General features: G+C 33.0%; 27 protein-coding genes and 2 pseudogenes. 24 read left to right on the top strand and 5 right to left on the bottom strand.

Translation table 11 applies throughout. The annotated features are described in order from the left end of the window. The first annotated feature begins 4 nt into the window (after positions 1–4). Together THYS13_RS01440 and THYS13_RS01445 are read left to right on the top strand one after the other, a co-directional pair. Complete coding sequence (locus tag THYS13_RS01440; protein WP_042832829.1) at positions 5–595, top strand: alpha/beta fold hydrolase; 591 nt, start codon at positions 5–7, stop codon at positions 593–595. A gap of 120 nt (positions 596–715) precedes the next feature. Further along, positions 716–931 (top strand): ATP-binding protein, encoded by a 216-nt coding sequence (locus tag THYS13_RS01445; protein WP_004406807.1) that lies wholly within the window; start codon positions 716–718, stop codon positions 929–931. A gap of 44 nt (positions 932–975) precedes the next feature. On the opposite strand, the gene THYS13_RS14350 is transcribed toward THYS13_RS01445, so the two are convergent. Together THYS13_RS14350 and THYS13_RS01450 are read right to left on the bottom strand one after the other, a co-directional pair. After that, on the bottom strand, positions 976–1116 hold the full coding sequence (locus THYS13_RS14350) for a hypothetical protein (protein ID WP_201035641.1): 141 nt from the start codon (positions 1114–1116) through the stop codon (positions 976–978). A gap of 195 nt (positions 1117–1311) precedes the next feature. Then, a complete protein-coding gene (locus THYS13_RS01450) occupies positions 1312–2544 on the bottom strand; it encodes a M48 family metallopeptidase (protein ID WP_042832830.1) in 1233 nt (410 codons plus the stop codon). Positions 2545–2689: 145 nt separating this feature from the next. Here THYS13_RS01450 and THYS13_RS01455 point away from each other — a divergent pair. From THYS13_RS01455 to THYS13_RS01470, 4 genes and pseudogenes are all read left to right on the top strand, one after another. Next, positions 2690–4379, top strand: a pseudogene (locus THYS13_RS01455) (B12-binding domain-containing radical SAM protein). Between the two features lie 64 nt (positions 4380–4443). Further along, on the top strand, positions 4444–5175 hold the full coding sequence (locus THYS13_RS01460) for a glycerophosphodiester phosphodiesterase (RefSeq protein ID WP_042832831.1): 732 nt from the start codon (positions 4444–4446) through the stop codon (positions 5173–5175). Between the two features lies 1 nt (position 5176). Next, positions 5177–6382 carry an MFS transporter gene (locus THYS13_RS01465; protein WP_042832832.1) on the top strand — a complete coding sequence of 402 codons (1206 nt, stop codon included), beginning with the start codon at positions 5177–5179 and terminating at the stop codon, positions 6380–6382. 62 nt (positions 6383–6444) lie between these two features. Beyond that, positions 6445–6969, top strand: a complete 525-nt coding sequence (locus THYS13_RS01470) for an O-acetyl-ADP-ribose deacetylase (RefSeq protein WP_042832833.1) — start codon at positions 6445–6447, stop codon at positions 6967–6969. A 45-nt stretch (positions 6970–7014) separates the two neighbouring features. Here THYS13_RS01470 and THYS13_RS01475 read toward each other — a convergent pair whose 3' ends face one another. Continuing rightward, positions 7015–7824, bottom strand: a complete 810-nt coding sequence (locus tag THYS13_RS01475; RefSeq protein ID WP_042832834.1) for an undecaprenyl-diphosphate phosphatase — start codon at positions 7822–7824, stop codon at positions 7015–7017. A 150-nt stretch (positions 7825–7974) separates the two neighbouring features. Here THYS13_RS01475 and THYS13_RS01480 point away from each other — a divergent pair, with 150 nt between their 5' ends. Both THYS13_RS01480 and sspI read left to right on the top strand, forming a co-directional pair. Beyond that, complete coding sequence (locus THYS13_RS01480) at positions 7975–8238, top strand: pro-sigmaK processing inhibitor BofA family protein (RefSeq protein ID WP_235603289.1); 264 nt, start codon at positions 7975–7977, stop codon at positions 8236–8238. An 80-nt stretch (positions 8239–8318) separates the two neighbouring features. Continuing rightward, positions 8319–8519: a small acid-soluble spore protein SspI gene (gene sspI / locus THYS13_RS01485; RefSeq protein ID WP_042832837.1), complete on the top strand. Its 201-nt coding sequence runs from the start codon at positions 8319–8321 to the stop codon at positions 8517–8519. 29 nt (positions 8520–8548) lie between these two features. Here sspI and THYS13_RS14875 read toward each other — a convergent pair. Next, positions 8549–9903: pseudogene (locus tag THYS13_RS14875) on the bottom strand (hypothetical protein). A gap of 96 nt (positions 9904–9999) precedes the next feature. Here THYS13_RS14875 and THYS13_RS01495 point away from each other — a divergent pair. Both THYS13_RS01495 and THYS13_RS01500 read left to right on the top strand, forming a co-directional pair. After that, positions 10000–10266 carry a DUF1294 domain-containing protein gene (locus THYS13_RS01495; RefSeq protein WP_042832838.1) on the top strand — a complete coding sequence of 89 codons (267 nt, stop codon included), beginning with the start codon at positions 10000–10002 and terminating at the stop codon, positions 10264–10266. A 100-nt stretch (positions 10267–10366) separates the two neighbouring features. Further along, positions 10367–11545 (top strand): FprA family A-type flavoprotein, encoded by a 1179-nt coding sequence (locus THYS13_RS01500; protein ID WP_042832839.1) that lies wholly within the window; start codon positions 10367–10369, stop codon positions 11543–11545. Positions 11546–11562: 17 nt separating this feature from the next. Here the strand turns inward: THYS13_RS01500 and arsC are convergent, their stop codons facing one another. Beyond that, entirely contained in the window at positions 11563–12000 is a 438-nt protein-coding gene (gene arsC, locus THYS13_RS01505) for an arsenate reductase (thioredoxin) (RefSeq protein ID WP_042832840.1), read from the bottom strand. A gap of 123 nt (positions 12001–12123) precedes the next feature. Between arsC and THYS13_RS01510 the strand changes: the two genes are divergently transcribed. The 14 genes from THYS13_RS01510 to THYS13_RS01575 all read left to right on the top strand — a co-directional run bounded on the left by THYS13_RS01510 (position 12124) and on the right by THYS13_RS01575 (position 25461). Continuing rightward, positions 12124–12432, top strand: coding sequence for a hypothetical protein (locus THYS13_RS01510; protein ID WP_003869468.1), 309 nt, complete (start codon positions 12124–12126; stop codon positions 12430–12432). Between the two features lie 112 nt (positions 12433–12544). Then, positions 12545–13495, top strand: coding sequence for a phosphodiester glycosidase family protein (locus tag THYS13_RS01515; RefSeq protein ID WP_153039593.1), 951 nt, complete (start codon positions 12545–12547; stop codon positions 13493–13495). Positions 13496–13513: 18 nt separating this feature from the next. Next, the gene (locus THYS13_RS01520; RefSeq protein WP_042832841.1) at positions 13514–14527 is read left to right on the top strand and encodes a hypothetical protein; all 1014 of its coding nucleotides are present in this window, start codon (positions 13514–13516) and stop codon (positions 14525–14527) included. Positions 14528–14663: 136 nt separating this feature from the next. After that, on the top strand, positions 14664–15560 hold the full coding sequence (gene gnd / locus THYS13_RS01525) for a phosphogluconate dehydrogenase (NAD(+)-dependent, decarboxylating) (RefSeq protein WP_042832842.1): 897 nt from the start codon (positions 14664–14666) through the stop codon (positions 15558–15560). Between the two features lie 13 nt (positions 15561–15573). Further along, positions 15574–17031, top strand: a complete 1458-nt coding sequence (zwf, locus tag THYS13_RS01530) for a glucose-6-phosphate dehydrogenase (RefSeq protein WP_042832843.1) — start codon at positions 15574–15576, stop codon at positions 17029–17031. Positions 17032–17049: 18 nt separating this feature from the next. Continuing rightward, positions 17050–17667: a cyclase family protein gene (locus THYS13_RS01535; RefSeq protein ID WP_042832844.1), complete on the top strand. Its 618-nt coding sequence runs from the start codon at positions 17050–17052 to the stop codon at positions 17665–17667. Positions 17668–17673: 6 nt separating this feature from the next. Then, complete coding sequence (locus tag THYS13_RS01540) at positions 17674–17913, top strand: hypothetical protein (protein ID WP_042832845.1); 240 nt, start codon at positions 17674–17676, stop codon at positions 17911–17913. 90 nt (positions 17914–18003) lie between these two features. After that, entirely contained in the window at positions 18004–18672 is a 669-nt protein-coding gene (gene sdaAB / locus THYS13_RS01545; protein ID WP_042832846.1) for an L-serine ammonia-lyase, iron-sulfur-dependent subunit beta, read from the top strand. Positions 18673–18684: 12 nt separating this feature from the next. Then, entirely contained in the window at positions 18685–19578 is an 894-nt protein-coding gene (sdaAA, locus tag THYS13_RS01550) for an L-serine ammonia-lyase, iron-sulfur-dependent, subunit alpha (protein WP_042832847.1), read from the top strand. A gap of 1 nt (position 19579) precedes the next feature. After that, entirely contained in the window at positions 19580–21370 is a 1791-nt protein-coding gene (gene pepF, locus THYS13_RS01555) for an oligoendopeptidase F (RefSeq protein WP_042832848.1), read from the top strand. A gap of 201 nt (positions 21371–21571) precedes the next feature. After that, the gene (aroB, locus tag THYS13_RS01560) at positions 21572–22642 is read left to right on the top strand and encodes a 3-dehydroquinate synthase (RefSeq protein ID WP_042832849.1); all 1071 of its coding nucleotides are present in this window, start codon (positions 21572–21574) and stop codon (positions 22640–22642) included. A 114-nt stretch (positions 22643–22756) separates the two neighbouring features. Beyond that, on the top strand, positions 22757–23581 hold the full coding sequence (gene pheA / locus THYS13_RS01565) for a prephenate dehydratase (protein ID WP_003869460.1): 825 nt from the start codon (positions 22757–22759) through the stop codon (positions 23579–23581). 24 nt (positions 23582–23605) lie between these two features. Continuing rightward, positions 23606–24622 carry a 3-deoxy-7-phosphoheptulonate synthase gene (aroF, locus tag THYS13_RS01570; RefSeq protein ID WP_042832850.1) on the top strand — a complete coding sequence of 339 codons (1017 nt, stop codon included), beginning with the start codon at positions 23606–23608 and terminating at the stop codon, positions 24620–24622. Further along, a complete protein-coding gene (locus THYS13_RS01575; RefSeq protein WP_042832851.1) occupies positions 24619–25461 on the top strand; it encodes a prephenate dehydrogenase/arogenate dehydrogenase family protein in 843 nt (280 codons plus the stop codon). Before aroF ends, THYS13_RS01575 begins: the two co-directional genes overlap by 4 nt. Positions 25462–25468: the final 7 nt, after the last annotated feature.

The following is a 25468-nucleotide window of genomic DNA, read 5'->3' on the forward strand; positions in this document are numbered from 1 at the left end:
TTAAATGGTTATAAAAGATGAATATTTAAATATAAAAGGCAGTAAAATTCATTATTTAGAAATAGATAAAGAGAGTAGCAAAGATACAGTGATATTATTGCATGGCAAAAGATACAATGCTTATGATTGGATAAATTCAGGGATAGCTGAAAGTTTGTCTAATGAAGGATTTAAGGTGATATGTCTCGAATTTCCCGGATATGGTTCTTCCGAAGAGTGTGATTTAGAAAAGGAAGAGGTTTTATTAGAATTTGCAAAAAACTTAAATATATCTTCTTTTCACCTTGTAGCTCCCTCTTTTAGCGGTGAGATATCGATAAAATTTGCTCTCAAATATGGCGATATGCTTAAAAGTTTGACAATTGTAGATAGCATAAATGTAGATAAATACAAAGAAAAATTAAATGAAATATATGTAAAAACATTGATTGTATGGGGGAAGAAAGATGAAATTGCACCCTATGAATTTGCGGAAATATTGAAAAATAATATTAAAAACAGTACATTGTTTGTGTTTGAAAATTTGGGACATACCTGCTATTTTGATGATGCAAAAAAGTTCTCTGAGGTGTTTATAAATTTTATAAGAGCATAAATTAAAGGGGCTGTCTTTAGGATGGCCTTTTTTTTTATGTTGACAAATACAAAATTTCGTGTATAATGTATACATGATACCCCTAAACAGAGGGGGAGTATTTTTAATGGAGGTAGAATCATGAGAGTAGCAAGAATCGATGAAAATATATGCGACAGGTCACCTTTTTGTCCAGCAGCCATGAGTTGCAGATTTAAGGCTTTTAAAGTTACGTTTGGAGGGTCATTTAGGATAAACATAAGCATCGATGAAGAAAAGTGCACAGGGTGTGGTGTTTGTACGAGATATTGTCCTCATGGAGCAATTGAACTTATAGATAGAGAAAAAGCTTCATAAAAATAAGGCACAAACAAGTGCCTTATTTCAGTTTGTTGACAAAGTTAAAAATATTTAAAGGAGATATTTTGCATCGTCGCTCCGGTGTTCCAAAGCGACAAAACTAAAGCTCGACCTTCAGGTTCCGGCAGGGTACCGGGCACAATCGGCATCCATGCCTTAAGGTGCCCGCCTTTGCCATCCATGGCTTCGGCCCTGCCTCCACCCTCGGTCTTGCTAAGTTTCCCGGCACTCAAGTAAGCATGCTTGTTTTTTCTATTTTTGTTTTATAAACTTTCTTACTTGAGTGCCGGGCCTCTTTGTAACAAGTCACTCCTTATGCAAAATATCTCCTTTACAAAAGTTTGTCTCCAGTCTGAAATAAGATACAAACAAGTGCCTTATTTTACATTTGCCTTTTCTACTAATTTAATCCTATGCATTGTAGAAGGATGAGAATAAGAAAACCATTCTATAAAAGGCGGCGGAGCTACATCCAATAAACTTTTTTTAGCAAGGTCAATCTGAAGTTTTATTACAGGTTTTTTGTCGTGAAGGTACTCTACAGATAGTAAATCTGCTTGTTTTTCCATCTGCCTTGATATGTAATTTTGTATTGGAGTTGTGTCAAAATTTATAAGTAGTATAAACAAATATATCATCGCTAAAACTGCAGGAGTCATTCTTTTACCATAAGGGAGAAATAGGCTTGAGTGAATTAAAATATTAAGAAAATAAAGGCCTATTACAAGTCCTACTATGCCTATTAACATACTTTTTAATACGTGATTTTCTTTCCAATGACCTGCTTCATGAGCTATAACTGCCTTTATTTCATCCTCTGGATAATTTTTTAATAATGTATCATACAATACAATCCTACTTGTCTTTCCAAATCCATAAAAGTAGGCATTGGCAAGAGTAGTCCTTTTACTTGCATCCATTTCTTGAATCTTATCTATTTTTATTCCCGCATTTTTTGATATTTCCTTTACCATGTTTATTATTTTTTGGTCTTTGATTGGGGTAAATTTATTAAATAAAGGTGCTATAAAAGTAGGATAGACGTAAATTTGCACAAACATAATTATCGTCAAAAAGACTGCAGCACTTACCCACCAGTTATTAGGCCATTTATTTAGAGCCACAAATAAGAGCAATACTCCCATTGACGAAAAAACAAAATCTAAAGCCGCACTTTTAAAATAATCACTCCACCAAGAAACCATTGTCTGTACAGAAAAACCCCATTCAACTTGAACAGAATGGCTTAAGAGGCTAAAGGGTAGAGATATTAACCTTAAAATTACCCATAAGGCAATGAAATATAAAAAGACATTCACATAGTATTTACCTAAAGCTAATTTTTCGGTATAGTATGAAAGCTTGATAGCATTATTCCCAAATACAAACCATAACAAAAAAGTTGCTTTTGTCAAAAAAGAAGTTATGTAAATCAATCGATTTATTTTGTGATACTTTTGCGCTTGTGATATTTCTGCAGGGGAAAAATATTTGTAGACTTCATGATGTATATTTCCTGGAAATAATGTATAATAAAGGTATAGTGCAGAAAAGATTGCGGCCATCAATATAAATATCAGCCACAATTTATTGAATTTTATAAAAGCCATAGTCTTCAATCCTTTCACAAAGTTTTACCTAACAATATTATATCTCATTAGAGGGAAAAATAGTTGTGCAAATAAAATTATTTGCTTTTTTGCATAAATACTTATATTATATATTTGTAAAATGCAGTAAGTGAGAGGGATAAAAATGAAAACACTTCTTGTGGGAATCAATGCAAAATATTATCATACCAATCTTGCTATAAGAAATATAAGAAAGTTTTGTCATCCTTATGATATAGAAATTTTTGAGACTACTATAAATGACAATACAGATTTTATGCTAGAAAGCATTGTAGAAAAAGAACCAGACGTAATAGGTATATCTTGTTACATATGGAATATAGAAATAGCATTAAATTTGGCTGAAAATATAAAAAAAAATACTTCCGAAAGTAATATTGGTTTTGGGGGGACCTGAGGCTTCTTATGATGTAGATAATCTTTTGTCAAAAGGCTTTGTAGATTACATAGTTTTAGGGGAAGGGGAAATTGCTTTTAAAGAATTATTGGAAGCGTTAGAAGGAAAAAGGGATATAAAAGAAGTTGCAGGAATTAGCTATAAGGTTGATGGGCAAATAGTAATTCAACCACAAAAAGATTATGTCAACTTAAATGAAGTTCCCATATCTTATGAGGAAGAGGAAGATTTGAGCAATAAACTTGTGTATTATGAGACTTCAAGAGGTTGTCCTTTTAAATGTGCCTATTGTCTTTCTTCTATTGACAATAAATTGAGATATGAAAGCCTTGAAAAAGTTGAAAGGGATTTGAAGTGGTTTGCAGATAAAAATGTGAAAATATTAAAACTTATTGATAGGTCTTTTAATTCAAATAGAAAGAGAGCAAGAGAGATTTTAAATATTATGAAAAAAATAGGTGGAGATACTGTATTTCACTGCGAAGTTAACCCTGAGCTTGTGGACGAAGAGTTTATAGAAGAATTAAAAGGGTTGGAAAAAAGGATACAGTTTGAAGTAGGGGTTCAAACTACAAATAAGAATAGCTTAGAAAAAATATCTCGCACTACTGCAGTTGAAAAAACTTTGAGAGGGATAAAACTACTTAGAGAAGCGGGAATAAAACTGCATGTAGATTTGATAGCGGGGCTTCCTGAAGATAGCTTTGGGACTTTTAGTAAAGCTTTTGATGATGTGTATAATTTAAAACCTGATGAAATACAGCTGGGATTTTTAAAAGTATTAAAAGGTACTCCTTTAATAAGAAAAGTGGGAGAGTTTAAAATAGTTTATGATAGTAAGCCCCCCTATGAGGTCTTGTATACAAAGGATATTAGTTATCAAGAGTTAGTCATTTTAAAAGGTATAGCATTACTTTTGAATAAATACTATAATTCTGGAAAATTTAAAAAAACTCTTGAATATTTGGAGAATAAGTTTGAAAGGCCATTTGACTTTTATCTTGAATTTTATAAGTACTGGAAAGGAAACGAGCTATTATATCATAATCATTCATTAAAAGCTTTATACGATATTTTATGTAAATTTTCTATTGAAACGCTCGATCTCGATGAGGATTTAATAAAAGATATTATAAAATTTGATTTTTTGTATTTTAATGCTGCCAAAGATTTACCTGATTGTGTAAAAGAAAATTATACTAAAGATCAAGAGATTTTTAGAAAGTATCTTAAAGATGAAAATTGGTTAATGAAAAATCTTCCACAAGCTGTTGGACTTTCAAGTCTTGAATTGTCAAAGAGAATGACTTATGAATTTTTTAAACACGATGTGACAGCAGATTTTAAAAAAGAAAATTTAATAATAATTTTCCTTCATGAAGAAGAACAAACTTATTATACAAAATTAATTTTGTGAATTTGTTTTTAAAGGTAAGTGTGATAAAATTTGTATAGTAATTGAAAAGTGAGGAGGTATATTTATGAAACCTTTAGTAATTGCCCATAGAGGAGATTCAAGAAATGCTCCAGAAAACACATTAGCATCTTTTAAAAGGGCTTTAGAAATGGGAGCTGACGGTATTGAATTGGACGTGCAGCTTACTAAAGATGGACAACTAGTAGTGATTCACGATGAAAGGGTAGACAGGACTACAGACGGAATTGGCTTTGTTAAAGATTTTACTTTAAAAGAGCTTAAGAGGCTAGATGCTGGCATAAAATTTGACAAGAAGTTTGCAGGGGAGAGAATACCAACTCTTTATGAGGTTTTTGAACTTATTGGACATAAAAATTTTATTGTAAATATAGAGATAAAAAGTGGAATTGTACTTTATCCAGGAATTGAAGAAAAGCTTATCAAAGCGATAGAGGATTATGACTTTGAGGATAGAATAGTTATTTCTTCTTTTAACCATTATAGTTTAAGAGATGTAAAGAGAATGGCACCGGAGTTTAAAATAGGCCTTCTTTATCAATGTGGGCTTGTAGAACCATGGCATATGGCAATTCGTATGGAAGCTTATTCACTTCATCCTTTTTACTTTAACATAATACCTGAGCTGGTAGAGGGCTGTAAGAAAAATAATATAAAGTTGTTTCCTTGGACTGTTGATAGAAAAGAAGACATGGAAATGATGATAAAGGCGGGAGTGGATGGAATTATCACAAATGACCCTGAGACTTTAATAAATCTTTTAAAGAAGGGAGAATAATATGTCGTTGCGTCTGAATTATTTTAAAATATTTAACTTGGGCCTTGGTTTTATGGTAATTTCTATGATTTGGGCAGCTTATAACGCTTATATGCCCATTTTTCTTGGTAATTTTACAAAAAGCAATACTTTAATTGGGTTTGTAATGAGTTGGGACAATATTGCTAACCTTTTTATACTGCCTATTTTTGGAGCTTTGAGTGATAACACAAGAACGCCAATAGGAAGGCGTATGCCATATATACTGATTAGTATGCCTCTTGCTGGAATTTTATATGCTTTGCTTCCACTTCAGACAAAACTTTTATCGCTTCTTATTATAGATTTGCTGTTTAACATTGTTGTAGCTACGTATAGGACTCCTATGGTAGCTTTAATGCCAGATATTGTAGAAGAAGAGCACAGAAGCAAAGCTAATGGAGTCATAAATTTTATGGGAGGATTAGGTTCATTAATAATATTTTTTATTGGATCCCAACTTTATAAAATAAACAAAGCATATCCCTTCTTTTTGTCAGGGATTTTATCATTAATTATACCTATAGTTTTATTTTTAACAATTAAAGAACCTAAAATAGTTATTAATGAGGGGAAAAAAGAGAAACAGAGTATTTTAAAGGCCCTTGCAACTGTGGTAAAAGATCAAAATAAAGCACCCTTTTATACTCTCCTGTCAATTTTTATGACAATTGCGGGTTTTGCTGCAGTTGAAACTTTTTTCACAAGGTATTGCAAAATAGCTTTAGGGATAGACGAAAGTGTTTCTTCTTTTGCAATGGGTTTTTACGCTTTGGCATTTTTAGTTTTTGCTTTACCTGCTGGATTTATAGCTACAAAAATAGGGAAAAGGAAAACTATGATGATTGGAGCTTTTGGACAAGGAATTTTATTTTTAATATTTATGATAGTACGTGATTTTAGGACAATCCAAATTTTGATGCCTTTTGCTGGAATGTTTAATGCTTTATTTACAATAAATTCTTATCCTCTTGTAGTGAGCTATACTTCAGCTGAAAAAATAGGGACATATACAGGACTTTATTATTTCTTTTCATCTCTGGCCGCAATAGTTACTCCTTCCTCTTTTGGAGCTATTATGGATTTTATAGGATTTAACAAGTTATTTTTAGCAGCATCTATATGTTTATTTATATCTTTTGCTTTTCTATGGATAATTGGTGAAAAATATGAAAACACAATGTCGTGAAAATATCAGTTTTTTGTGATATAATTTTAAGCGTAAATAAAAATTAAAATTAGGGTGATGAAATGAAAGAGAGAATAAAATTAATAAAGGGGAATATTGTAGATCAAGAAGTAGATGCTATTGTGAATGCTGCAAATTCTTCTTTATCTGGAGGTGGTGGGGTAGACGGAGCGATTCATAGAGCAGGTGGTCCTTCTATTGCTGAGGAGTGCAGAATTATAAGGGAGAAGCAGGGAGGATGTCCTACAGGTCATGCAGTTATAACTGGAGCAGGTAATTTAAAGGCTAAATATGTGATTCATGCTGTTGGACCTATTTGGAGAGATGGCAATCATAATGAAGATAATTTATTAGCAAGTGCTTACATAGAAAGCCTTAAATTGGCGGATGAATACAATGTAAAAACTATAGCTTTTCCCTCTATAAGTACAGGAGCATATGGTTTCCCTGTGGAAAGAGCTGCAAAAATAGCTTTAAGAGTAGTATCTGATTATCTTGAAGGTAGCAATATAAAAGAAGTGAGATTTATACTTTTCAGTGATAAAGATTATGAAGTATATTCAAAAGCTTATGAGGAATTGGAATAAATAAAAAGGATAGGCCATAAATGGGTCTACCCTTTTTTGCTTTTATTATTTAACTATCTTTTCAGATATTAGAAGTAACATAAGTAGTCCTACAATTAGTCTATAATAAGCAAATGGTTTTAAAGGATGTTTTGTGAGGTATGACAAAAATTTATCTACTACAAATAAAGCCGTTATGAAGGACATTATGAATCCTACTGCAAGAGCTTCCCATTCCAATAAGGACATGGCAGTAAAACTTTTGACAAGCTCAAAGCCTGTTGCTGCCAACATTGTAGGTATAGCTAAAAAGAAAGAAAATTCTGCAGCTGCTTTAACAGATAAACCTACAAGCATACCTCCCATTATAGTAGAAGCAGACCGTGACATTCCAGGGAAAAGCGACATAACTTGTGCTATACCTATCCAGAAAGATTTTTTTGTGTCTACTTTGTCCATGTTATCAATTTTATATCTTTTTCCGAAAGTATCTTCTATGACTATCATCATTATTGCACCTACAATGAGGGCAATTGCTACAGTGAAGGGCGAAAATAAATACTCTTCAATATATTTGTGAGTAAATAATCCTATCACTGCTGCTGGTATAAAAGCTATAAAGATTTTGAACCACAAATTAAATCCCCAATCTCCAGGTTTTAAATTTTTAAGAGAAGCTAATATTTTTCCCCTGTAATAATATACAACTGCTAAAATAGCTCCCAACTGAATGACGATTTCAAACATTGTAGCAAATTTTCCAGTAAAATTAATAAAGCTTCCTACAATGATTAAATGTCCTGTAGAGGAGATGGGGAGAAATTCAGTTAACCCTTCCACGATTCCCATTATAAAAGCTTTGATTAATAGTTCCATTACCATACCCCTTTGTTTTAAATTTTGTAACCTCTATTATTTTATATGATTAATAAGGACTAATCAATCAAAAAAATGTAAATTTAATTTATTTTTAATTTGCAAAATATGATATAATGTAATCAAGATATGAGAGGTGATTACAGGGTGATGGAAGGAACTTTTTCGTTTATTGTTGCTATTTTAATATTAGTTTTTATTTTATGGCTTTTAGGTAAATCTCTCAGGTTGATGGTAAAGTTTGCATTAAATGCTTTAGTGGGTTTTGTAATGCTTTTGTTTTTTAATTTTTTTGGTGTTCTATTTGGGGTTTACTTGCCTGTCAATATAATTACTTCATTCATTACAGGAGTTTTTGGAATAGCAGGTATAGCAATTTTGCTGATTCTTAAATATTTATTCCATGTCATATAAGTTCCTTTTTAGGAACTTTTTTGTTTATTATTTTTTATTTTGGGAATTATATTAGTGAATCCTACAACTGGAGGTATATTATGGACATAAAGAAAGCAGTGCTCAACAACTTAAAAGGAAGAACAAAAGAGGAAATCAAAGGGTTTATACAGGAGGTTGTTGACAGCAAAGAGGAAAATGCAATACCAGGATTGGGGGTGATTTTTGAGGCGACATGGGAAAAAATGACTGATGAAGAAAAAGACAGTATGATGAATTTGATAATGAGGGGAATATCTTAAAAGCTGAGGTTTAGTCCTCGGCTTTGTAATTATACTAAAAATATTGTAACAAGATATGCTGCTATAAGACCTGCTATTGCAGGTACCATGTTTTTTTTAGCGATTTTTTCGGCTTCTACGTCTATTACTGTAGAAACAGCTACGGTACTCCAAGGTATTATTGTACCACCTCCTGTCCATATTGCGGCTATCTGCCCTATAGAAGCTAAAATTGCTGGGTTTAGATTTAAAGTTGAAGAAAAAGTTTTAGCAATAGCACCTATTAAAGGAAGTCCTGAGAATCCAGAGCCGGATAAACCAGTCAGAACTCCTAATGAAAATTCTAATAAAGAAACAGTGTACTTATTTAATGGAATGTGCTGAGATAAATACATTCCTAAATCTACAAGATATCCTTTTGCATGAGGACTTATAACCTCTTTTACCATACTTGTTTCTCCAAGGAGAAAAAAAGCGCTGATTACTATAATTGGGGCAAAAGTTCTCATTCCAGTTATGAAACCTTCTCTTAAATATTCACGGGTTTTATCTAGAAAATTTTTTGTACTAAAGTAGAGGCAATTAAAACTATTATAGATGTTCCACCTATCAAAGCAGTGGCCGCGTTAGAGTGAATTTTAAATAAAAGCATCAAAATTATATCTAAAATAAAAAGGCCTACTGCAATTATTGAAACCACCACACTACTAAAAGGAGGAGAAGGTTTGTCAATGCTATTAACGTCTAAATGATTGTTTTGCTGTTGTCTTTTACTTTGTTGCAATGTAATAAAATAAAGTATAAGAATGCTTACAGCTGAAGCTGTAGCCCAAATAGGTAAACTTGCCAATATTAATGTGTGAATTGGTATACCTGTTGCCCTAGCTGTTATAGAGGGAGCTCCTTGTATGAAAAAGTCTCCTGATAATGCTGCTCCAAAGCCAAAAATTGAAACAATAGAGGCAAGGCTTACTTTGTCAATACCCGATTTTAAAGCGGGATTGATGAGAACCGTACCTATTAAGCCGACTGCAGGAGCAGGCCATATAAAAAATGATAAAAACATCATTAAAAAACCTATTATCCAAAATGAAAAAATAGGAGTTTTTAAATATTTTATAAAAGGTTTCGTTATGATTATATCTGCGCCTATGTCATCTAAAGCTTTTGACATAGATATTATAAGAGATATTATTACTATGATTTGCCACAGCCTTTTTCCTGACACAAAAATTGCAGTGTAAAGTATTTGAACTGCCTTCAAGATATTTCCAGTTGATAGAAATCCAATTAAAAATATTGCTAATATTATGGGTAAAATTATATCTTTTCTCATTAAAAATAAAATCAATATAATTAAAATCATTATTAGATATGCTATGTGGGATGCAGTCAAGGTAACCATTTCAACACCTCTCAATATTTTTCATAGTTTTATGATAGCTATATTTTGAGTTTTTATACCTTTTATAAAGTGGTATAATTATTATGAGGTGTTATAATGAACAAGATCGCAATGATTGCTTTATTAACTTTAAATGTATTTTCTTTTGTTTTAATGGGTATTGATAAATATAAAGCGTTACATAAACTTTGGAGAATAAGTGAAAAAACCTTTTTCTTTTTAGCACTATTTGGCGGTTCAATAGGTGTATGGCTCGGCATGTATTTTTTTAGACATAAGACAAGACATAAATTATTTATGATAGGAATACCTTTGATTATTTTTTGTCAAATTTTATTGTTTTTTTGTGTAAAAGTTTGGTAGGACAATGAATATAATAAAAATTTGCAAGAAAAACTATTTTTTTATAAAAGATTATTTGCTATAATATAGTTGAGAAATTAACAAATAGGAGGGGACATCGATGAAAGCAATGACTATAAAACCAGGAGTAAGTAAAATTGGCGCAGTACATTGGGAAAGAAGATTATTCGACTCTTTAATACCCCTGCCAGATGGTACGAGTTATAATGCCTATTTGGTAGAAGGAAAGGATAAATTAGCCCTTTTAGATACTGTAGATCCGATGACTTCAGAGATTTTGATGGAACAGTTAAAGGATGTAGAAAAAATTGATTATATAATAGCACATCATGCCGAGCAAGACCATTCGGGATGTATTCCTTTAGTCCTTGAGAAATATAAAGAGGCTAAAGTGATATGTACCCCTAAAGCAAAAACTTATTTGATGGATTTGCTTTTAATACCTGAAGACAAATTTATTACTGTAGAAGACGGTGAAACTTTAGATTTAGGAGGAAAGACGTTAAAATTCATACATGCCCCGTGGGTACATTGGCCAGAAACAATGTTTACTTACCTTGTACAAGATAAAATTCTTTTTACCTGTGACTTTTTAGGTTCCCATCTTGCAACTTCTGAACTTTATGCAACAGATGAGTGCAAAGTTTATGATGCAGCAAAAAGATACTATGCAGAAATAATGATGCCTTTTAGAAACTTTATAGAAAAGGACTTAGAAAAAATAAAAGATTTGGATATAGATATAATTGCTCCCAGTCATGGTCCTGTGTACAATAACCCTAAATTTATCTTAGATGCTTATAATCAATGGGTTTATGCAAAACCTAAAAATATAGTCGTAATACCTTATGCTACCATGCACGGCAGTGTGAAAAAAATGGTGGAATACCTACAGACTGCTCTTGTGGCAAAGGGCGTCATCGTAAAGCCTTTTGATTTGTCTGTTACAGATATAGGGGAATTTGCCATGGCATTGGTGGATGCTGCTACAATAGTTATAGGTACTCCAACAGTACTTACAGGTGCTCATCCAATGGTGGTTTATGCTACTTATTTGGCCAATGCTTTAAAGCCGAAGACAAAGTTTGTTTCAATTATAGGCTCTTATAATTGGGGTAGCAGGGCACAAGACCAGCTTTCTCAAATGATTACTAATTTAAAAGTAAAGGTTATTTCACCAGTTTTCATAAAAGGATTCCCAAAAGAAGAAGACTTTAAGGCTCTTGATGAGTTAGCTGAAGAAATAGTGAAAAAACATGAAGAGGTTGGGATTTTATAATTTAAAAGCACTCGTGATTAGTGCGAGTGCTTTTTTATATCTTCTATCAAATTTTTTACATTTTCTTTGATTATATCTCTTATTTCACGAAATTTATTTAAAACTTCTTCTTCTGTGCCTGTTGCTCTTGCAGGGTCTTCTAAGTCCCAATGGAGGCTTTTTATTGAAGGAGGCAAAGCAGGACATTTATCTCTTGCATCACCACATAAAGTTATCACATAATCTGCTTTAAAAAGGATATTTTCATCCAATAAATCGGAAGTTTGATTGCTTATGTCAATTCCTATTTCCTTCATAACTTGTATAGCTTTTGGGTTTAAGCCGTGAGCTTCTACACCACCACTATATACTTCAAAATCATCTTTTCCATAATATTTGCCAAAACCTTCTGCCATTTGACTTCTACAGGAATTGCCAGTGCATATAAAATACAAAATTTTTTTATTTTTTGACACGTAACATCCCCCTTTTTGTTTATTCACAAATTATTATAAATGATTGTAGATTATAAAACAATCCGCTTTTTGTTAAGAATATGTTAAATTCTTTTGAGTAAAATAAAGTAGAGGTGATGTTTAATGTTGAATTATCCATACGGGCAAAATTCCATAGCGCCCGGTATAATTGTTACACCAGACAATGGAAATGCAAATTTAAAAGTACCTACAGATACATTTAGTATATATGTAAATGGGAAATATGTGGGAGAAAAAATCCTTATTGCACAAGGAGATTTAGGGGAAAACTCTGTAAAAGAGTACCTTATGAATCAAGGTTTTACGGATTTTAGTTATACAATTGATGGAAAAAATATTTATATAGACACCTATGAAGAAAATGCTAAAAATATGATAAATTACTTAAAAGTGTATTTAAGAATAAGGTAAAAGGGACTAAAATAGGTCCCTTTTTAAAATTTTACAAATTGTTAATTGAATTTTAATATATTGCTTGTATAATAATCAATGTTAAATTTAATAGTTTTTGTTGAGGTGGCATATGGGAAGTATAAAGCGTATTTTGGCTTTTTTGATATTTGAAGTGTTTTTTGTGTCCATTACGATGCCTGCTTTAGTTTTTTACGGGCCTTTTACTAATATACGAAATACTTTTGTCACAACAGCGATGACAACTTTTACTCATCAGTATCTTGCAACATTATTTTTGCCCAAAAATATAATAAATAAGATAATGAGTATGAACAAGATACAAACTGGTAGAACTGATAAAAATTTGATAAACTTTACGAATAAACATGATAAATCTATAGAAGCGTATAACATCTATGGAAAACACTTTGAAGGTAAAGTAATATTAATACATGATCCTACGAGGGTACAAGTAGGGATATCCAGTAAATTTCCTAAAGAAGGAGAGACTACAAGCGTAATAGCTAAAAATTACGATGCCATAGCAGCTATAAATGCTGGAGGCTTTGGAGATAGCAGTATGAAAGGTATTGGTGGTGCTCCTCAGGGGTTTGTGATTCATAATGGAAAAGTTTTATACACAGAGATTAAGAATCCAAACGAAAAAGTTGATTTGATAGGATTTACACAAGACGGTAAATTGCTGGTTGGAAATTATAGGTATAAAGATATATTAGAAATGTCGATAAAAGAAGCGGTGAGTTTTGGACCAGCACTAGTCATAAATGGACAGCCTATGATAAAAAGAGGAGATGGAGGTTGGGGGATAGCTCCTCGTACGGCTATTGGGCAGAGAAGAGATGGTACGGTGATTTTTTTAGTAATAGATGGAAGGTCATTAAAAAGTATTGGAGCTACTCTCAAAGATGTTGAAGATATAATGTTAAAATATGGTGCTTATAATGCAGCTAATCTCGATGGAGGTTCTTCTACTACTATGTATTTTAAGGGTAAAGTAATAAACAATCCCTCAGATGCTTTGGGAGAAAGATGCGTTCCTACCATATTTTTTGCAAAATAAGTGGGAGGGTTATAACAATTGAAACTAAAGAAAATTTTAAAATGGAGTATTATATCTTTGATTTTTGAACTGGGATTTTTATACTATATTAACAACTATTTTCTTGTAGATTCTACTTTTATTAAAACTGAAAAAGTATTTGGAGATACTAAGTTACCCCATACTATAGAAATAACAGTGCCCTATGGGGCAAAGGAGATAAAAATTTCCTATGATGGTGAATATATCTCCTATATAGAAAATGGCAAACTCTACATAGTAAGTACTAAGACTTATAAAGTTGTAAAGCAAATTAAAATGGAAGAAAAAAATACAGATTATTATACTTGGTTACCCGATAGAAATAGAATACTGTATTTTCTGAGGGAAAGGCATGGGAATGGAATAAGAATAAATTTAGAGGCTTATGATGTAGACAATAGTTTAAACAATACCGTCAATAAAGCGATTTATTTGCCAGATAAAAGCTTTGTGTCATATATGACTTTATCTCCTTTTACAAATATGATTTACATCAAAGTAGATACACCTTTAGAGGATAGATTGTATCAAGTCAATATAATGAGTGAAATAAGAAGAATGTATTTACCAGTTAAAAAAATTTTAAAAATGGCTGAGATCCAAAAAAAGGACAATCTCATTTATCAATCTTCAAATAACATAATTCACGTCATTAGAGACGGAAAGGAAGACACGTATTTAAGCACGAAGAAGTACGTTTTAATTGGAATTGATGGTAATGACAATGTGTATATTGGAAGTCTTAATAATAAAAAACAAGTCATAAATTTATACTATGGTACTGTGGACAAGCCTTTAAGTTTATGGAGTAAAATTACTTTAAAAAAGGCAGAAAATCCACAAAATATAATCATTATTCCTAAAGATGGGAATTTAGGGGTTATACAAAATAATGAACTTAAAAATCTAAAAAATGGAATAGTTGTAAAAGGATATGGGAAAATAATTGATATAAATAAAAATTATATAGTTTATCAAAATAAGGACAAAATAATATTAAAAGCATATTAAGCAGGGTTTTTCCCTGCTTTTTAAATGAAAGCATGTGATTTTTGTCATTTAAATTTTTAAAATGTGTGATATAATTATATAACACCCTAAAGTAAAAAATATTATACAACAATAATTATCATTAAGGAGGATTTATATGAAGGTAGGTTTAATTGGATTAGGACGAATGGGATTTAATCTTGCTTTAAATATGAGAGACCATGGGCATGAGGTAGTGGCATATAACAGGTCACCTGAGAAAATAAAGGAGGCTGAAAAGGAAGGAATAAAAGGAGCTTATACAATTGAAGATTTAGTAAAAAACCTTGAAAGGAGAAGAATGATATGGCTTATGTTACCTGCAGGAGACCCTGTTGACGAAATGATAGAAAAATTAGTTCCCTTGCTTGAAGAACATGACATCATAATAGACGGCGGCAATTCCTACTATAAAGATACTTTAAGAAGGTATGAGATGCTTAAAGAAAAAGGAGTTGATTTTGTAGATGTAGGCACAAGTGGAGGAATTGAAGGAGCAAGACATGGGGCTTGCACCATGATAGGAGCAGAAGATGATGTCTTTAAATATATTGAACCTCTAATTAGGGATATAAGTACGGAAAACGGTTATTTACATACAGGCAAAAACGGCTCAGGACATTTTGCAAAAATGGTTCACAACGGCATAGAATACGGAATGATGCAGGCTATAGGAGAAGGGTTTGAGGTTTTAGAGAAAAGTCAGTTTGATTTTGATTTAAAAGAAGTGGCCAGAGTTTGGAGTCACGGGTCAGTGATTCGCGGATGGCTTATGGAGCTTATGGAAAAATCTTTTGAAAAAGACCCTAAATTGTCTGGGATAAAAGGAGTAATGCACTCTTCTGGAGAAGGACTCTGGACGGTAGAAGAAGCTTTAAATCTCAAAGTGCCAGTGCCTGTAATTGCACAGTCTTTATTTATGAGATATCGTTCAGAGCAAGAAGATACATTTGCAGGAAAGGTTGTAGCTGCCTTGAGAAATGAGTTTGGAGGACATGCGGTGGAAAAGAATTAATAGAGGTGGTTTTATGGTTAAAAATAATATATCTAATATAATGGTTATATTTGGCGGGACAGGGGATTTGACTCACAGAAAACTTATGCCTGCTTTGTACAATTTGAAATACCAAAAAATTCTTCCTGAAAATTTTGCTGTTGTATCCATAGGAAGAAGAGATAAAACAGAGGAACAATATAGGAAGGAAGTATTAGAGTATGTTAAAAATTATTCGAGATTTGACATTGATGAAAAAGTTTGGCAAGATTTAAGTGAAAGGATATATTATAAGAGATTTGACTTTGTATATGATAATGGCTATATGGAATTAAGTTCTTTTTTAAAAGAACTTGATGAAAAATACAATACAAAGGGCAATAGGGTATACTATCTTGCAGTAGCTCCAGAGTATTTCGGTATAATTGTTGAAAAACTCTATAGGCATGATATGGTAAATAATGAGACTTCCTGGCAAAGGGTGGTCATAGAAAAACCTTTTGGAGAAGATTTGGAATCGGCACGGAAATTAAATAAAATGATAACTGATGTTTTCACGGAAGGGAATACCTACAGGATAGACCATTATCTGGGAAAAGAGATGCTTCAGAACATAATGGTAATTAGATTTGCTAATGTATTTTTTGAACCTGTGTGGAACAGAAGGTATATTGATAATGTTCAGATTTCTTCAAATGAAATAGTCGGAATAGAAAATCGCGGTGGGTATTATGAAAAAGCCGGGGCGTTACGGGATATGGTACAAAATCACATGCTTCAACTTCTAACTTTAACGGCAATGGAACCACCTGTAAATCTCGATACAGAATCTATAAGAGATGAAAAGGTAAAAGTTCTAAAGTCTTTGGAGATATTTACTCCAGAGGCTGTGGAGAAAAATGTTGTAAGAGGTCAGTATGTAGGATATAGACAAGAAGACAAAGTTTCCCCAACTTCTAATACAGAAACATTTGTAGCTTTGAAAGTGCATGTAGAAAATTTTCGCTGGGCAGGAGTACCTTTCTACATTCGCACAGGTAAAAGAATGCCGGAAAAGTCTACACAAATTGTAATACAGTTCAAACCGTTGCCAGGAATCTTGTATTTTAAAGAATATAAAAATTTATTGCCAAATTTATTAGTTATAAAAATTCAACCTGAGGAAGGTGTAAAGCTCCAATTTAATGCAAAAGTTCCTGGGGCGGGAGATATCTTTATACAACCTGTAGATATGGATTTTTGTCAAAATTGCCAGATTTCAAATAATTCTCCAGAAGCGTATGAAAGACTTCTTTACGATGTCATGAGAGGAGATTCTACTTTATTTACGCGATGGGATGAGGTAGAATATTCTTGGAAGTTTGTAGATGCTATTGCTGAAGCATGGAAAAATAAAACGCCTGACTTTCCTAATTATCAGCCAGGGACCTGGGGACCTAAAGAAGCAAATGAGCTGTTACTAAGGGACAATAGAATGTGGTGGAATGTATAAAAGAAGGGGGTAAATTAAATGAAAATATACGATATTTCGATGGAAATTCACGAAAATATGACTGTTTACAAAAATAAAGAAGAAAAAAGGCCTAAACGTACTATTACTGTTGATAGTGGCGATGTGAGGGAATCCCGTATTAGCATGGACATGCATACAGGAGCGCATATTGATGCTCCTCTACACATGATTAGGGGAGGAGATACAGTAGAAAATATAGACCTCAATAAGGTTATAACTAAATGTAAAGTATTTGACTTTACAAATATATCTGATAAAATAACATCGGAAGACCTTTCAAGTAAAGACATTCAAAAAGGAGATTTTATAATATTTAAAACAAGAAATTCTTTTAGAGAGGATTTCGATTTTGAATTTGTCTATTTAGATAAAAGCGGTGCCCAGTTTTTAAAAGAAAAAGGTGTAATTGGTGTAGGTATTGATGCATTAGGAATTGAGAGAAATCAGCCAGAGCATGAAACTCACAAGATTCTTTTAGGAGCAGGTATAGTTATTCTTGAGGGAGTACGGTTAAAAGATGTAGAAGAAGGAGAATATTTCTTATATGCTGCGCCTTTAAAAATTAGAGGTGCCGAGGCATCCCCTACAAGAGCTGTTTTGATAAAGGAAGAGTAAAAAATCATGAAGTTAAAATGGTCTAAAGGCAAAAATTTTGTTTTTGGAAAAATCTCATATGATGAAGAAAATACAGATGAATATATAGAGCTTTTATTTGAAAAATTCGGCAAAGAATTTTTTGAAGAAGTATATTTAGAGTATCAAAAAGGTACGACTATTGACATAGCTTTTAAAGAGGTGCTAATCAAGCATAATAAGCTAAAATCCTTAAATATAAAAAAATTGAAAATAAAAAAACAATAAGTCAGATTTACTGGCTTGTTGTTCTATTGCATTTTTATAGGGCTAAATGTACAATATAGTTAAGAAAACTTTTACGTAAGGGGATTTTGTATGAGAGAATACAGTGTATTTGATATTATGGGGCCTGTGATGATTGGACCCAGCAGTTCTCATACAGCAGGGGCCGCAAGGCTTGCGAAAATTGCTCGAGAAATTGTGGAAGAGGATATATCAGATGTGGAATTTGTATTGTATGAATCTTTTGCCCGTACATATAGGGGACATGGTACGGATAAGGCTCTTGTGGCAGGGATATTAGGTTTTGACCCAGATGATGAGAAACTGCCTCATTCTTTTGAAATAGCAAGACAGCAAGGGATAAAGTTTAAATTTACTGAAAGTGATGAAGAATCACCGCATCCCAATACTGTAAGAATGATAGTAACAGGTAAAAGTGGACAGAAAAACAGCATTTTAGGATGTTCTATTGGTGGAGGAAATGTACTTTTAAAAGAAATAAATGGCATAGAGGTAGAGTTTACTGGTGAATATGAAACGTTGATTACAAATCACATAGATAGACCAGGGATAGTGGCAAATGTCACTAAAATTTTTGCAGATTACAAAATAAATATTGCTTTTATGAGAGTGTACAGGCATTCAAAAGGGGACAAAGCTATTATGGTCATAGAATCAGACCAAAAAATACCTGATGCTGCAAAAGAAACCATAAAAAACATTGATGGAATTTTAACTGCCATAATAATAAATCCTATGTAATGGAGGGGCAAAATGTATCAATATAATTATGGTTATGAATTATTGGAACTTACAAAAAAATTTAATTTATCTATATCTCAAGTTGTAATGTTGGGAGAACAAGAGAAAACTGGAGAAGAGTTAGATGTAATTTTTCAAAAGATGAAGAATAATCTGATGGTAATGAAGGAATCTATTAATAAAGGGTTAAATGAAGATTTAAAATCAGTAAGTGGTTTATCAGGTGGAGATGCAAAAAAACTATATGAAAGAATAATCATTGGCAATACTCTTTCTTGTGAGACAATGGCAAAAGCTGCTGCTTCTGCTCTTGCAGTGACAGAAGTAAATGCTTCTATGGGTAAAATTGTTGCTGCTCCTACTGCAGGTTCCAGTGGAGTTATTCCGGGAGCTCTTATTACGGTAGCGAGAAAATTTGGCAAAAGTGATGATGATATGACAAGAGCTCTTTTCACTGCTTCCGGCATAGGTATTATAATAGCTAAAAATGCTACTTTATCTGGAGCTGAGGGTGGATGTCAAGCAGAAGTAGGTTCTGCTTCGGCGATGGCTGCAGCAGCTTTAGTAGAACTTATAGGGGGAACACCAGAACAGTGTTTGACGGCAGCTTCTTTTGCTATAATGAATTTGCTAGGGCTTGTATGCGACCCAGTTGCAGGGTTGGTAGAAATCCCTTGTGAAAAGAGAAATGCTCTTGGGGCGCTTAATGCTATGATATGCGCTGATTTTGCAATAGCAGGAATGGACAGCATTATACCTTTTGATGAAGTGGTAGAAACTATGTACAAGATAGGTAGATCCATTCCCTGTGCTCTTAGAGAAACTGCAGAAGGAGGGCTTGCAAAGACTCCTACAGGGATAAGGCTTAAGAAAGAGATATTTGAAAAAGTTGAATGGGGGGATTAAAGTGGAGGCTTTGAAAGATAGAAGCGAAATTGAAGATAAGTATAAATGGCGACTTGAGGATATATATGGAAATGAGAATTTGTGGGAAGAAGACTATAACAAGGCAAAAGAGCTTTTAAAAGAGATTGTAAAGTTTAAAGGCAAAATTAATACTTCAAAAAATTTATTAGAGGTACTAAAACTTAATGACCAAATTGGGATGACAGCCAGCAAAATTTTTGCCTATGCCCGTATGAGAAGAGACGAAGATAATACTAATCCCAAATATCAAGCTTTGACTGACAAGGCTATGAGACTCAATATTGAAGTTATGAGTGCTACTTCTTTTATAGCTCCAGAGATTTTATCCATTGATACACAAAAATTAATGAAAATGATAGAAGAATTAGAAGAATTAAAGATTTATAAGCAATATCTTGAAGATTTAATTAGATTTAAACCTCATGTACTTTCATCGGAAGAAGAAAAAATATTAGCAGAAGCAGAAACACTAGCAGAATCTGTTTCAAATATATATACTATGTTGAATAATGCTGACATGAGATTCCCCACTGTTAAAGATGAAGAAGGCAAAGAAGTAGAATTAACTCATGGCAATTTTGTACGCTTCATGCAGAGTAAAGATAGAAACGTTAGAAAAGCTGCTTTTGATGCTTTATACGACACATACAAAAAATTTATAAATACTTTTGCTTCTACAATGGCGGGGAATGTAAAGAAAGACATTTTCTACGCTAAAACACGGAAATATAATTCTTCATTGGAAGCCTCACTATTTGAAGATAATGTAAGTGTAGAAGTTTACAACAATCTTATAGAGACAGTACATAGTAGACTTGATGTATTACATAGATATGTGAGGCTTAAAAAGAAACTTTTAGGTTTAGATGAGCTTCACATGTATGACTTGTATGTGCCCTTGATACAGGAATATGATAAGAAATTTACATATGAAGAAGCAATTAACCTCGTGCTAGAAGGACTACAACCGTTAGGAGATGAATACATAAATTTACTAAGGAAAGGATTTAATTCTCGTTGGGTGGACGTATATGAAAATCGAGGAAAAACTTCTGGAGCTTATTCATGGGGAACTTATGGCACTCACCCTTATGTACTTTTAAACTATCAGGGCAAATTAAATGATGTATTTACAATTGCCCATGAAATGGGACATTCTTTGCATACGTATTATTCAAATGCGACACAGCCCTATGTGTATGCAGGTTATAAGATTTTTGTGGCAGAAGTAGCTTCTACTTGCAATGAAGCTATACTTATGAATTATCTTTTAAAAAATTCTAAAGATGAAAAAGAAAAACTTTATCTTTTGAACCACTTCTTTGAGGAATTTAGAGGGACAGTCTATCGGCAAGTTATGTTTGCTGAGTTTGAAAAACTCATACACGAAATGGCAGAGAGAGGAGAACCTCTTACAGCGGAAGTGTTAAACAAAAAATATTATGAATTAAATAAGCTCTACTATGGAGATGACATAGTAGTAGATGAAGGAATAAGCTATGAGTGGGCGAGAATCCCACATTTTTATAGAAATTTCTACGTCTATAAATATGCTACTGGATTTTCTGCGGCAATAGCTATTTCTCAGATGATATTAAATAAGGGGGAAAAAGCTGTAGAAAGGTATAAGGAGTTTTTAAAGAGCGGAAGCTCTGATTATCCCTTAAACCTTTTAAAGAAGGCAGGAGTAGATTTAACTACTCCAAAACCAGTAAACGAAGCTTTGGATGTTTTTGAAAAATTGCTTGATGAGTTTGAAAAAATGCTATAATGAATCAAGAGGGCAGTAAAAGAGACTGTCCTTTTTTGTTTTTTAATAATCAGTAGAACCAGAATTTGAAGACATGTACCTCTATTATTTTGATAAAGAGCCAGAAGAAGTTTAAGCTGAAATATTGTTTTACTCATTTTGCTTAACTTTTTCTTTTTAATGATGTATAATATTAAAATAAAAAAGTGTGAGGTGTGAACTTTGGATTTTATAACAGTTGATTTGAAAGAAAGGTCTTATCCTATATATTTTGCCTATGATTCTTTTGATAAATTAGGAGAAATAGTAAAGAAACATGTAAGAAGTAGTAAAACATTTATAATAACTGATTCTAATGTTTATCCTTTGTATTTTGAAAAACTCAATGAAAGTCTTAAAAAAAGTCGTTTTGATGTGTCATATGAAGTTATTCCTGCAGGGGAAACAAGTAAAACAATGGAAATGGCACAAAGGCTTCTTGAAAAAGCTTATGACTATGGACTTTTAAGAGACAGTTCAGTTGTAGCTCTTGGAGGAGGCGTTGTAGGAGACATAGCGGGTTTTGTGGCAGCAACTTACATGAGGGGAATAGACTTTGTGCAAATTCCTACGACTTTGTTGGCGCAGGTTGATAGCAGTGTAGGGGGCAAAGTAGCAGTTAATCTAAAAAAAGGCAAAAACATAATAGGAGCTTTTTATCAACCTAAAATGGTATACATAGACACTGCCGTTTTAAATACGTTAAATAAAAGAGGAATACTTGGTGGGTTAGCTGAAATAATCAAGTATGGTATTATATGGGATTTTAGTTTATTTGAGTATATTGAAAGCAACATTTATGAAATTTTAGATTTAAAAGAAGATAAATTAAGGCATATAATCAAAAAATCTTGCGAAATAAAAGGGAAAATCGTATCTCTTGATGAAAAAGAAGAAAACCTGCGTTCAATATTGAATTTTGGCCACACAATAGGACATGCCATTGAAGCTTTAACAGGCTATGAGAAGTATATTCACGGTGAAGCTGTTGCGATAGGTATGGTATACGCTTGTAAACTTGCATTAAATTTAGGGTATATTGATGAAAAATATTTTGAAAGAATTTTCTCTTTAATACAAAGAACAGGATTACCTACAGATTATGAGGATTTGCGCAAAGAAGACATCGTAGAGGCTATAAAACTTGATAAAAAGAGTAGAGAAGCGAAAATAAATTTTGTTCTTCCTCGTGGTTTAGGAAAAGTTGAAGTTATGACTGTTAAAGAGGAAGAAATTTTAAAAGTTTTAAAATAAGCGGGTAACCGCTTTTTTCTTTATCTTTTTTAGACTTTATGAAAAATTTACTTGACTTTACTTATGCAAAGTATTAAAATATCACCAATATTATAAATTGCAAGGGGGTGTTGGATGAAAATTGGTTATTTAGGGCCTAAAGGAACATTTTCTGAAGAAGCTGTTATAAAATACACACAAGGTGTTGAAAATTGTGAAGTTGTAGAGTTTAACACCATTCCGGAAGTCATAAATTGTATAAGCAATAGCTTATGCGAAGAGGCAGTAATTCCTATTGAAAACTCTATTGAAGGTTCTGTAAATATTGCCGTAGATATGCTGATAAACGACGCAAATGGGATAATGATAAAAGGAGAGGTGATAATACCTATTTCCCATTGCTTGATTTCGGATGCTCCAGTTGAATTTAAAGATGTACATTGTATACTTTCTCATCAGCAGGCAATTGCTCAGTGCAGGGAATATATATCTAAAAAATTTCCCAATGCGGAAATAAAAGCTACAGACAGTACTGCTCAAGCAGTCTTGGGTGTCAAATCTAAACCTGGAGTAGTGGCGATAGGTCCTGAAAGAGCAGCTGTTATTTACGGTATGAGAATAATTGATAGGGACATACAAGATGTAAAAGAAAATTATACAAGGTTTTTGGTCCTTTCTCAAAAGGACGGGGTTGTCACAGGGAAAGACAAGACATCAATAGTTTTTTCTGTCCCCAATGTTCCAGGCAGTTTATATAACGCTTTAGGGGTTTTGGCCAACAAAAAAATCAATATGACAAAAATAGAATCTCGACCTTCAAGGAAAAAACTTGGGGAATATGTTTTTTGGGTGGACATTGAGGGGCATAGAGAAGATGAAATAGTGAAGAGTGCCTTAGAGGAGTTAAAAGGTAGAACGGATTTTTTAAAAGTATTAGGTTCATATCCTAAATTTAAGTAGAACGGTAGAATGGAGGAATTGAAATTGGTAATTGTTATGAATATTGATGCCACTGATAAGCAAATCTCTGATATTACAAATCTTTTAACATCTCTTGGTTTAGGTTACCACATTTCAAAAGGTGAAGAAAAAATAGTCATAGGTGTTATAGGTGATAAGAAAAAATTAGAAGGTAAGGCTGTAGAAATGATGGAGGGAGTAGAAAAAATCATTCCTATTGTGGAGCCTTACAAACTTGCTAGCAAGATATTTAAACCAGAGCCAACCGTGGTAAAAGTAGAAGACATTGAAATTGGTGGAAGCAACATAGTTATAATGGCGGGCCCTTGCGCGGTAGAAAGTAGAGAACAACTCTTTGAAAGTGCTATGGCTGTTAAAAAAGCGGGAGCTCAATTTTTAAGAGGAGGGGCATTTAAACCGAGAACATCACCTTACTCCTTCCAAGGCCTTGAAGAAGAAGGCTTAAAGATGCTAAAAGAAGCCAAAGAACTTACTGGACTTAAGATTGTTACAGAAGTTATGGATGTCCATTCAGTTGAACTAGTGGCGGAATACGCTGATGTTATACAAATAGGTACAAGAAATATGCAAAATTTTCCATTACTTAAAGCAGTAGGTAGAATCAACAAGCCTGTTTTATTAAAGAGAGGACTTGCGGCAACATTAGAAGAGTGGTTAAGTGCTGCGGAGTATATCCTAAGCGAGGGTAATAAAGACGTCATCCTTTGTGAAAGAGGGATAAGGACGTTTGAAACTTATACGCGAAATACTTTGGATTTAAGTGCAGTCCCAGCCATAAAAAAGTTGAGCCATTTGCCTATAGTTGTTGACCCCAGTCATGGGACTGGGAAATGGCACCTTGTAGCTCCTATGGCTAAAGCTGCTATAGCAGCAGGAGCCGATGGCCTCATTATTGAGGTACATCCAGACCCTAAAAATGCATTATCCGATGGGGCTCAATCCCTTACTCCTGAAAATTTTGAGACTTTGTGTGAGGACATAAAGGTTATCGCTAAAGCAGTAGGGCGTGATTTTGTATGATAAAAAATGCGGTTATTGTAGGATTAGGTCTTATAGGTGGATCAATGGCAAAAGCATTAAAAAAATACACAGATATAGACATTATTGGTGTTGATATAAATAGAGACAGTTTACACAAAGCGTTTGAAGAGGGAGTAATTTCTTATGGCGTGACACACCTTGATTTTCAAGTAGATGCTGATGTGGTTTTTATATGCACGCCTGTTGGAAAAGTTATTGAAAAGACTAAAAATATACTTCCTTATTTAAAAAAAGGTTGCATTGTAACTGATGTTGGAAGTACAAAAAAAGTTATAATGGAAGAAGTGCAAAAATTTTTGCCCGATGAAATTTTTTTCATCGGGGGCCATCCTATGGCTGGCACAGAGAAGGCAGGTTATGATAACGCTGATGCAGATTTATTTGTCAACTCTAATTATTTATTGACACCTTTTGATAATGTAAAGGAAGATGTTTTAGATTTATTTATAAATGAAGTAATAATAAAAATAGGTGCAAAACCGGTAATAATGGATTATAATAAACATGATGCCATTGTTGGAATAATAAGTCATGTACCTCATATTCTTTCTGCTACCCTTACGAATTTTGCTCATGACAAATGCAGTGAAGCATTTAAATACGCAGCTGGTGGATTTAAAGATACTACGCGAATTGCCTTGTCTCAGACTGAAATATGGAAAGACATAATTTGTACAAACAAAGAAGTTATTTTGGAGTTACTAAAAAATTACAGGGAAGTCCTAAGTGACTTTATTTGTTACTTAGAAAATGACGATATTGACACCATACAAAAGTTTCTTGAAGATGCAAGAAAATATCGAAACACTATAACTTGAGGTGTTG

The organism is Thermoanaerobacter sp. YS13, from assembly GCF_000806225.2.
Taxonomy (GTDB): Bacteria; Bacillota; Thermoanaerobacteria; order Thermoanaerobacterales; family Thermoanaerobacteraceae; genus Thermoanaerobacter; species Thermoanaerobacter uzonensis.

Excerpts from the sequence above, each read along its gene's own strand:
- THYS13_RS01440 (WP_042832829.1), top strand. The coding sequence starts at position 5 with ATGGTTATAAAAGATGAATATTTAAATATAAAAGGCAGTAAAATTCAT.
- THYS13_RS01445 (WP_004406807.1), top strand. The coding sequence starts at position 716 with ATGAGAGTAGCAAGAATCGATGAAAATATATGCGACAGGTCACCTTTT.
- THYS13_RS14350 (WP_201035641.1), bottom strand. The coding sequence starts at position 1,116 with ATGGATGGCAAAGGCGGGCACCTTAAGGCATGGATGCCGATTGTGCCC.
- THYS13_RS01450 (WP_042832830.1), bottom strand. The coding sequence starts at position 2,544 with ATGGCTTTTATAAAATTCAATAAATTGTGGCTGATATTTATATTGATG.
- THYS13_RS01460 (WP_042832831.1), top strand. The coding sequence starts at position 4,444 with ATGAAACCTTTAGTAATTGCCCATAGAGGAGATTCAAGAAATGCTCCA.
- THYS13_RS01465 (WP_042832832.1), top strand. The coding sequence starts at position 5,177 with ATGTCGTTGCGTCTGAATTATTTTAAAATATTTAACTTGGGCCTTGGT.
- THYS13_RS01470 (WP_042832833.1), top strand. The coding sequence starts at position 6,445 with ATGAAAGAGAGAATAAAATTAATAAAGGGGAATATTGTAGATCAAGAA.
- THYS13_RS01475 (WP_042832834.1), bottom strand. The coding sequence starts at position 7,824 with ATGGAACTATTAATCAAAGCTTTTATAATGGGAATCGTGGAAGGGTTA.
- THYS13_RS01480 (WP_235603289.1), top strand. The coding sequence starts at position 7,975 with ATGGAAGGAACTTTTTCGTTTATTGTTGCTATTTTAATATTAGTTTTT.
- sspI (WP_042832837.1), top strand. The coding sequence starts at position 8,319 with ATGGACATAAAGAAAGCAGTGCTCAACAACTTAAAAGGAAGAACAAAA.
- THYS13_RS01495 (WP_042832838.1), top strand. The coding sequence starts at position 10,000 with ATGAACAAGATCGCAATGATTGCTTTATTAACTTTAAATGTATTTTCT.
- THYS13_RS01500 (WP_042832839.1), top strand. The coding sequence starts at position 10,367 with ATGAAAGCAATGACTATAAAACCAGGAGTAAGTAAAATTGGCGCAGTA.
- THYS13_RS01510 (WP_003869468.1), top strand. The coding sequence starts at position 12,124 with ATGTTGAATTATCCATACGGGCAAAATTCCATAGCGCCCGGTATAATT.
- THYS13_RS01515 (WP_153039593.1), top strand. The coding sequence starts at position 12,545 with ATGGGAAGTATAAAGCGTATTTTGGCTTTTTTGATATTTGAAGTGTTT.
- gnd (WP_042832842.1), top strand. The coding sequence starts at position 14,664 with ATGAAGGTAGGTTTAATTGGATTAGGACGAATGGGATTTAATCTTGCT.
- zwf (WP_042832843.1), top strand. The coding sequence starts at position 15,574 with ATGGTTAAAAATAATATATCTAATATAATGGTTATATTTGGCGGGACA.
- THYS13_RS01535 (WP_042832844.1), top strand. The coding sequence starts at position 17,050 with ATGAAAATATACGATATTTCGATGGAAATTCACGAAAATATGACTGTT.
- THYS13_RS01540 (WP_042832845.1), top strand. The coding sequence starts at position 17,674 with ATGAAGTTAAAATGGTCTAAAGGCAAAAATTTTGTTTTTGGAAAAATC.
- sdaAB (WP_042832846.1), top strand. The coding sequence starts at position 18,004 with ATGAGAGAATACAGTGTATTTGATATTATGGGGCCTGTGATGATTGGA.
- sdaAA (WP_042832847.1), top strand. The coding sequence starts at position 18,685 with ATGTATCAATATAATTATGGTTATGAATTATTGGAACTTACAAAAAAA.
- pheA (WP_003869460.1), top strand. The coding sequence starts at position 22,757 with ATGAAAATTGGTTATTTAGGGCCTAAAGGAACATTTTCTGAAGAAGCT.
- THYS13_RS01575 (WP_042832851.1), top strand. The coding sequence starts at position 24,619 with ATGATAAAAAATGCGGTTATTGTAGGATTAGGTCTTATAGGTGGATCA.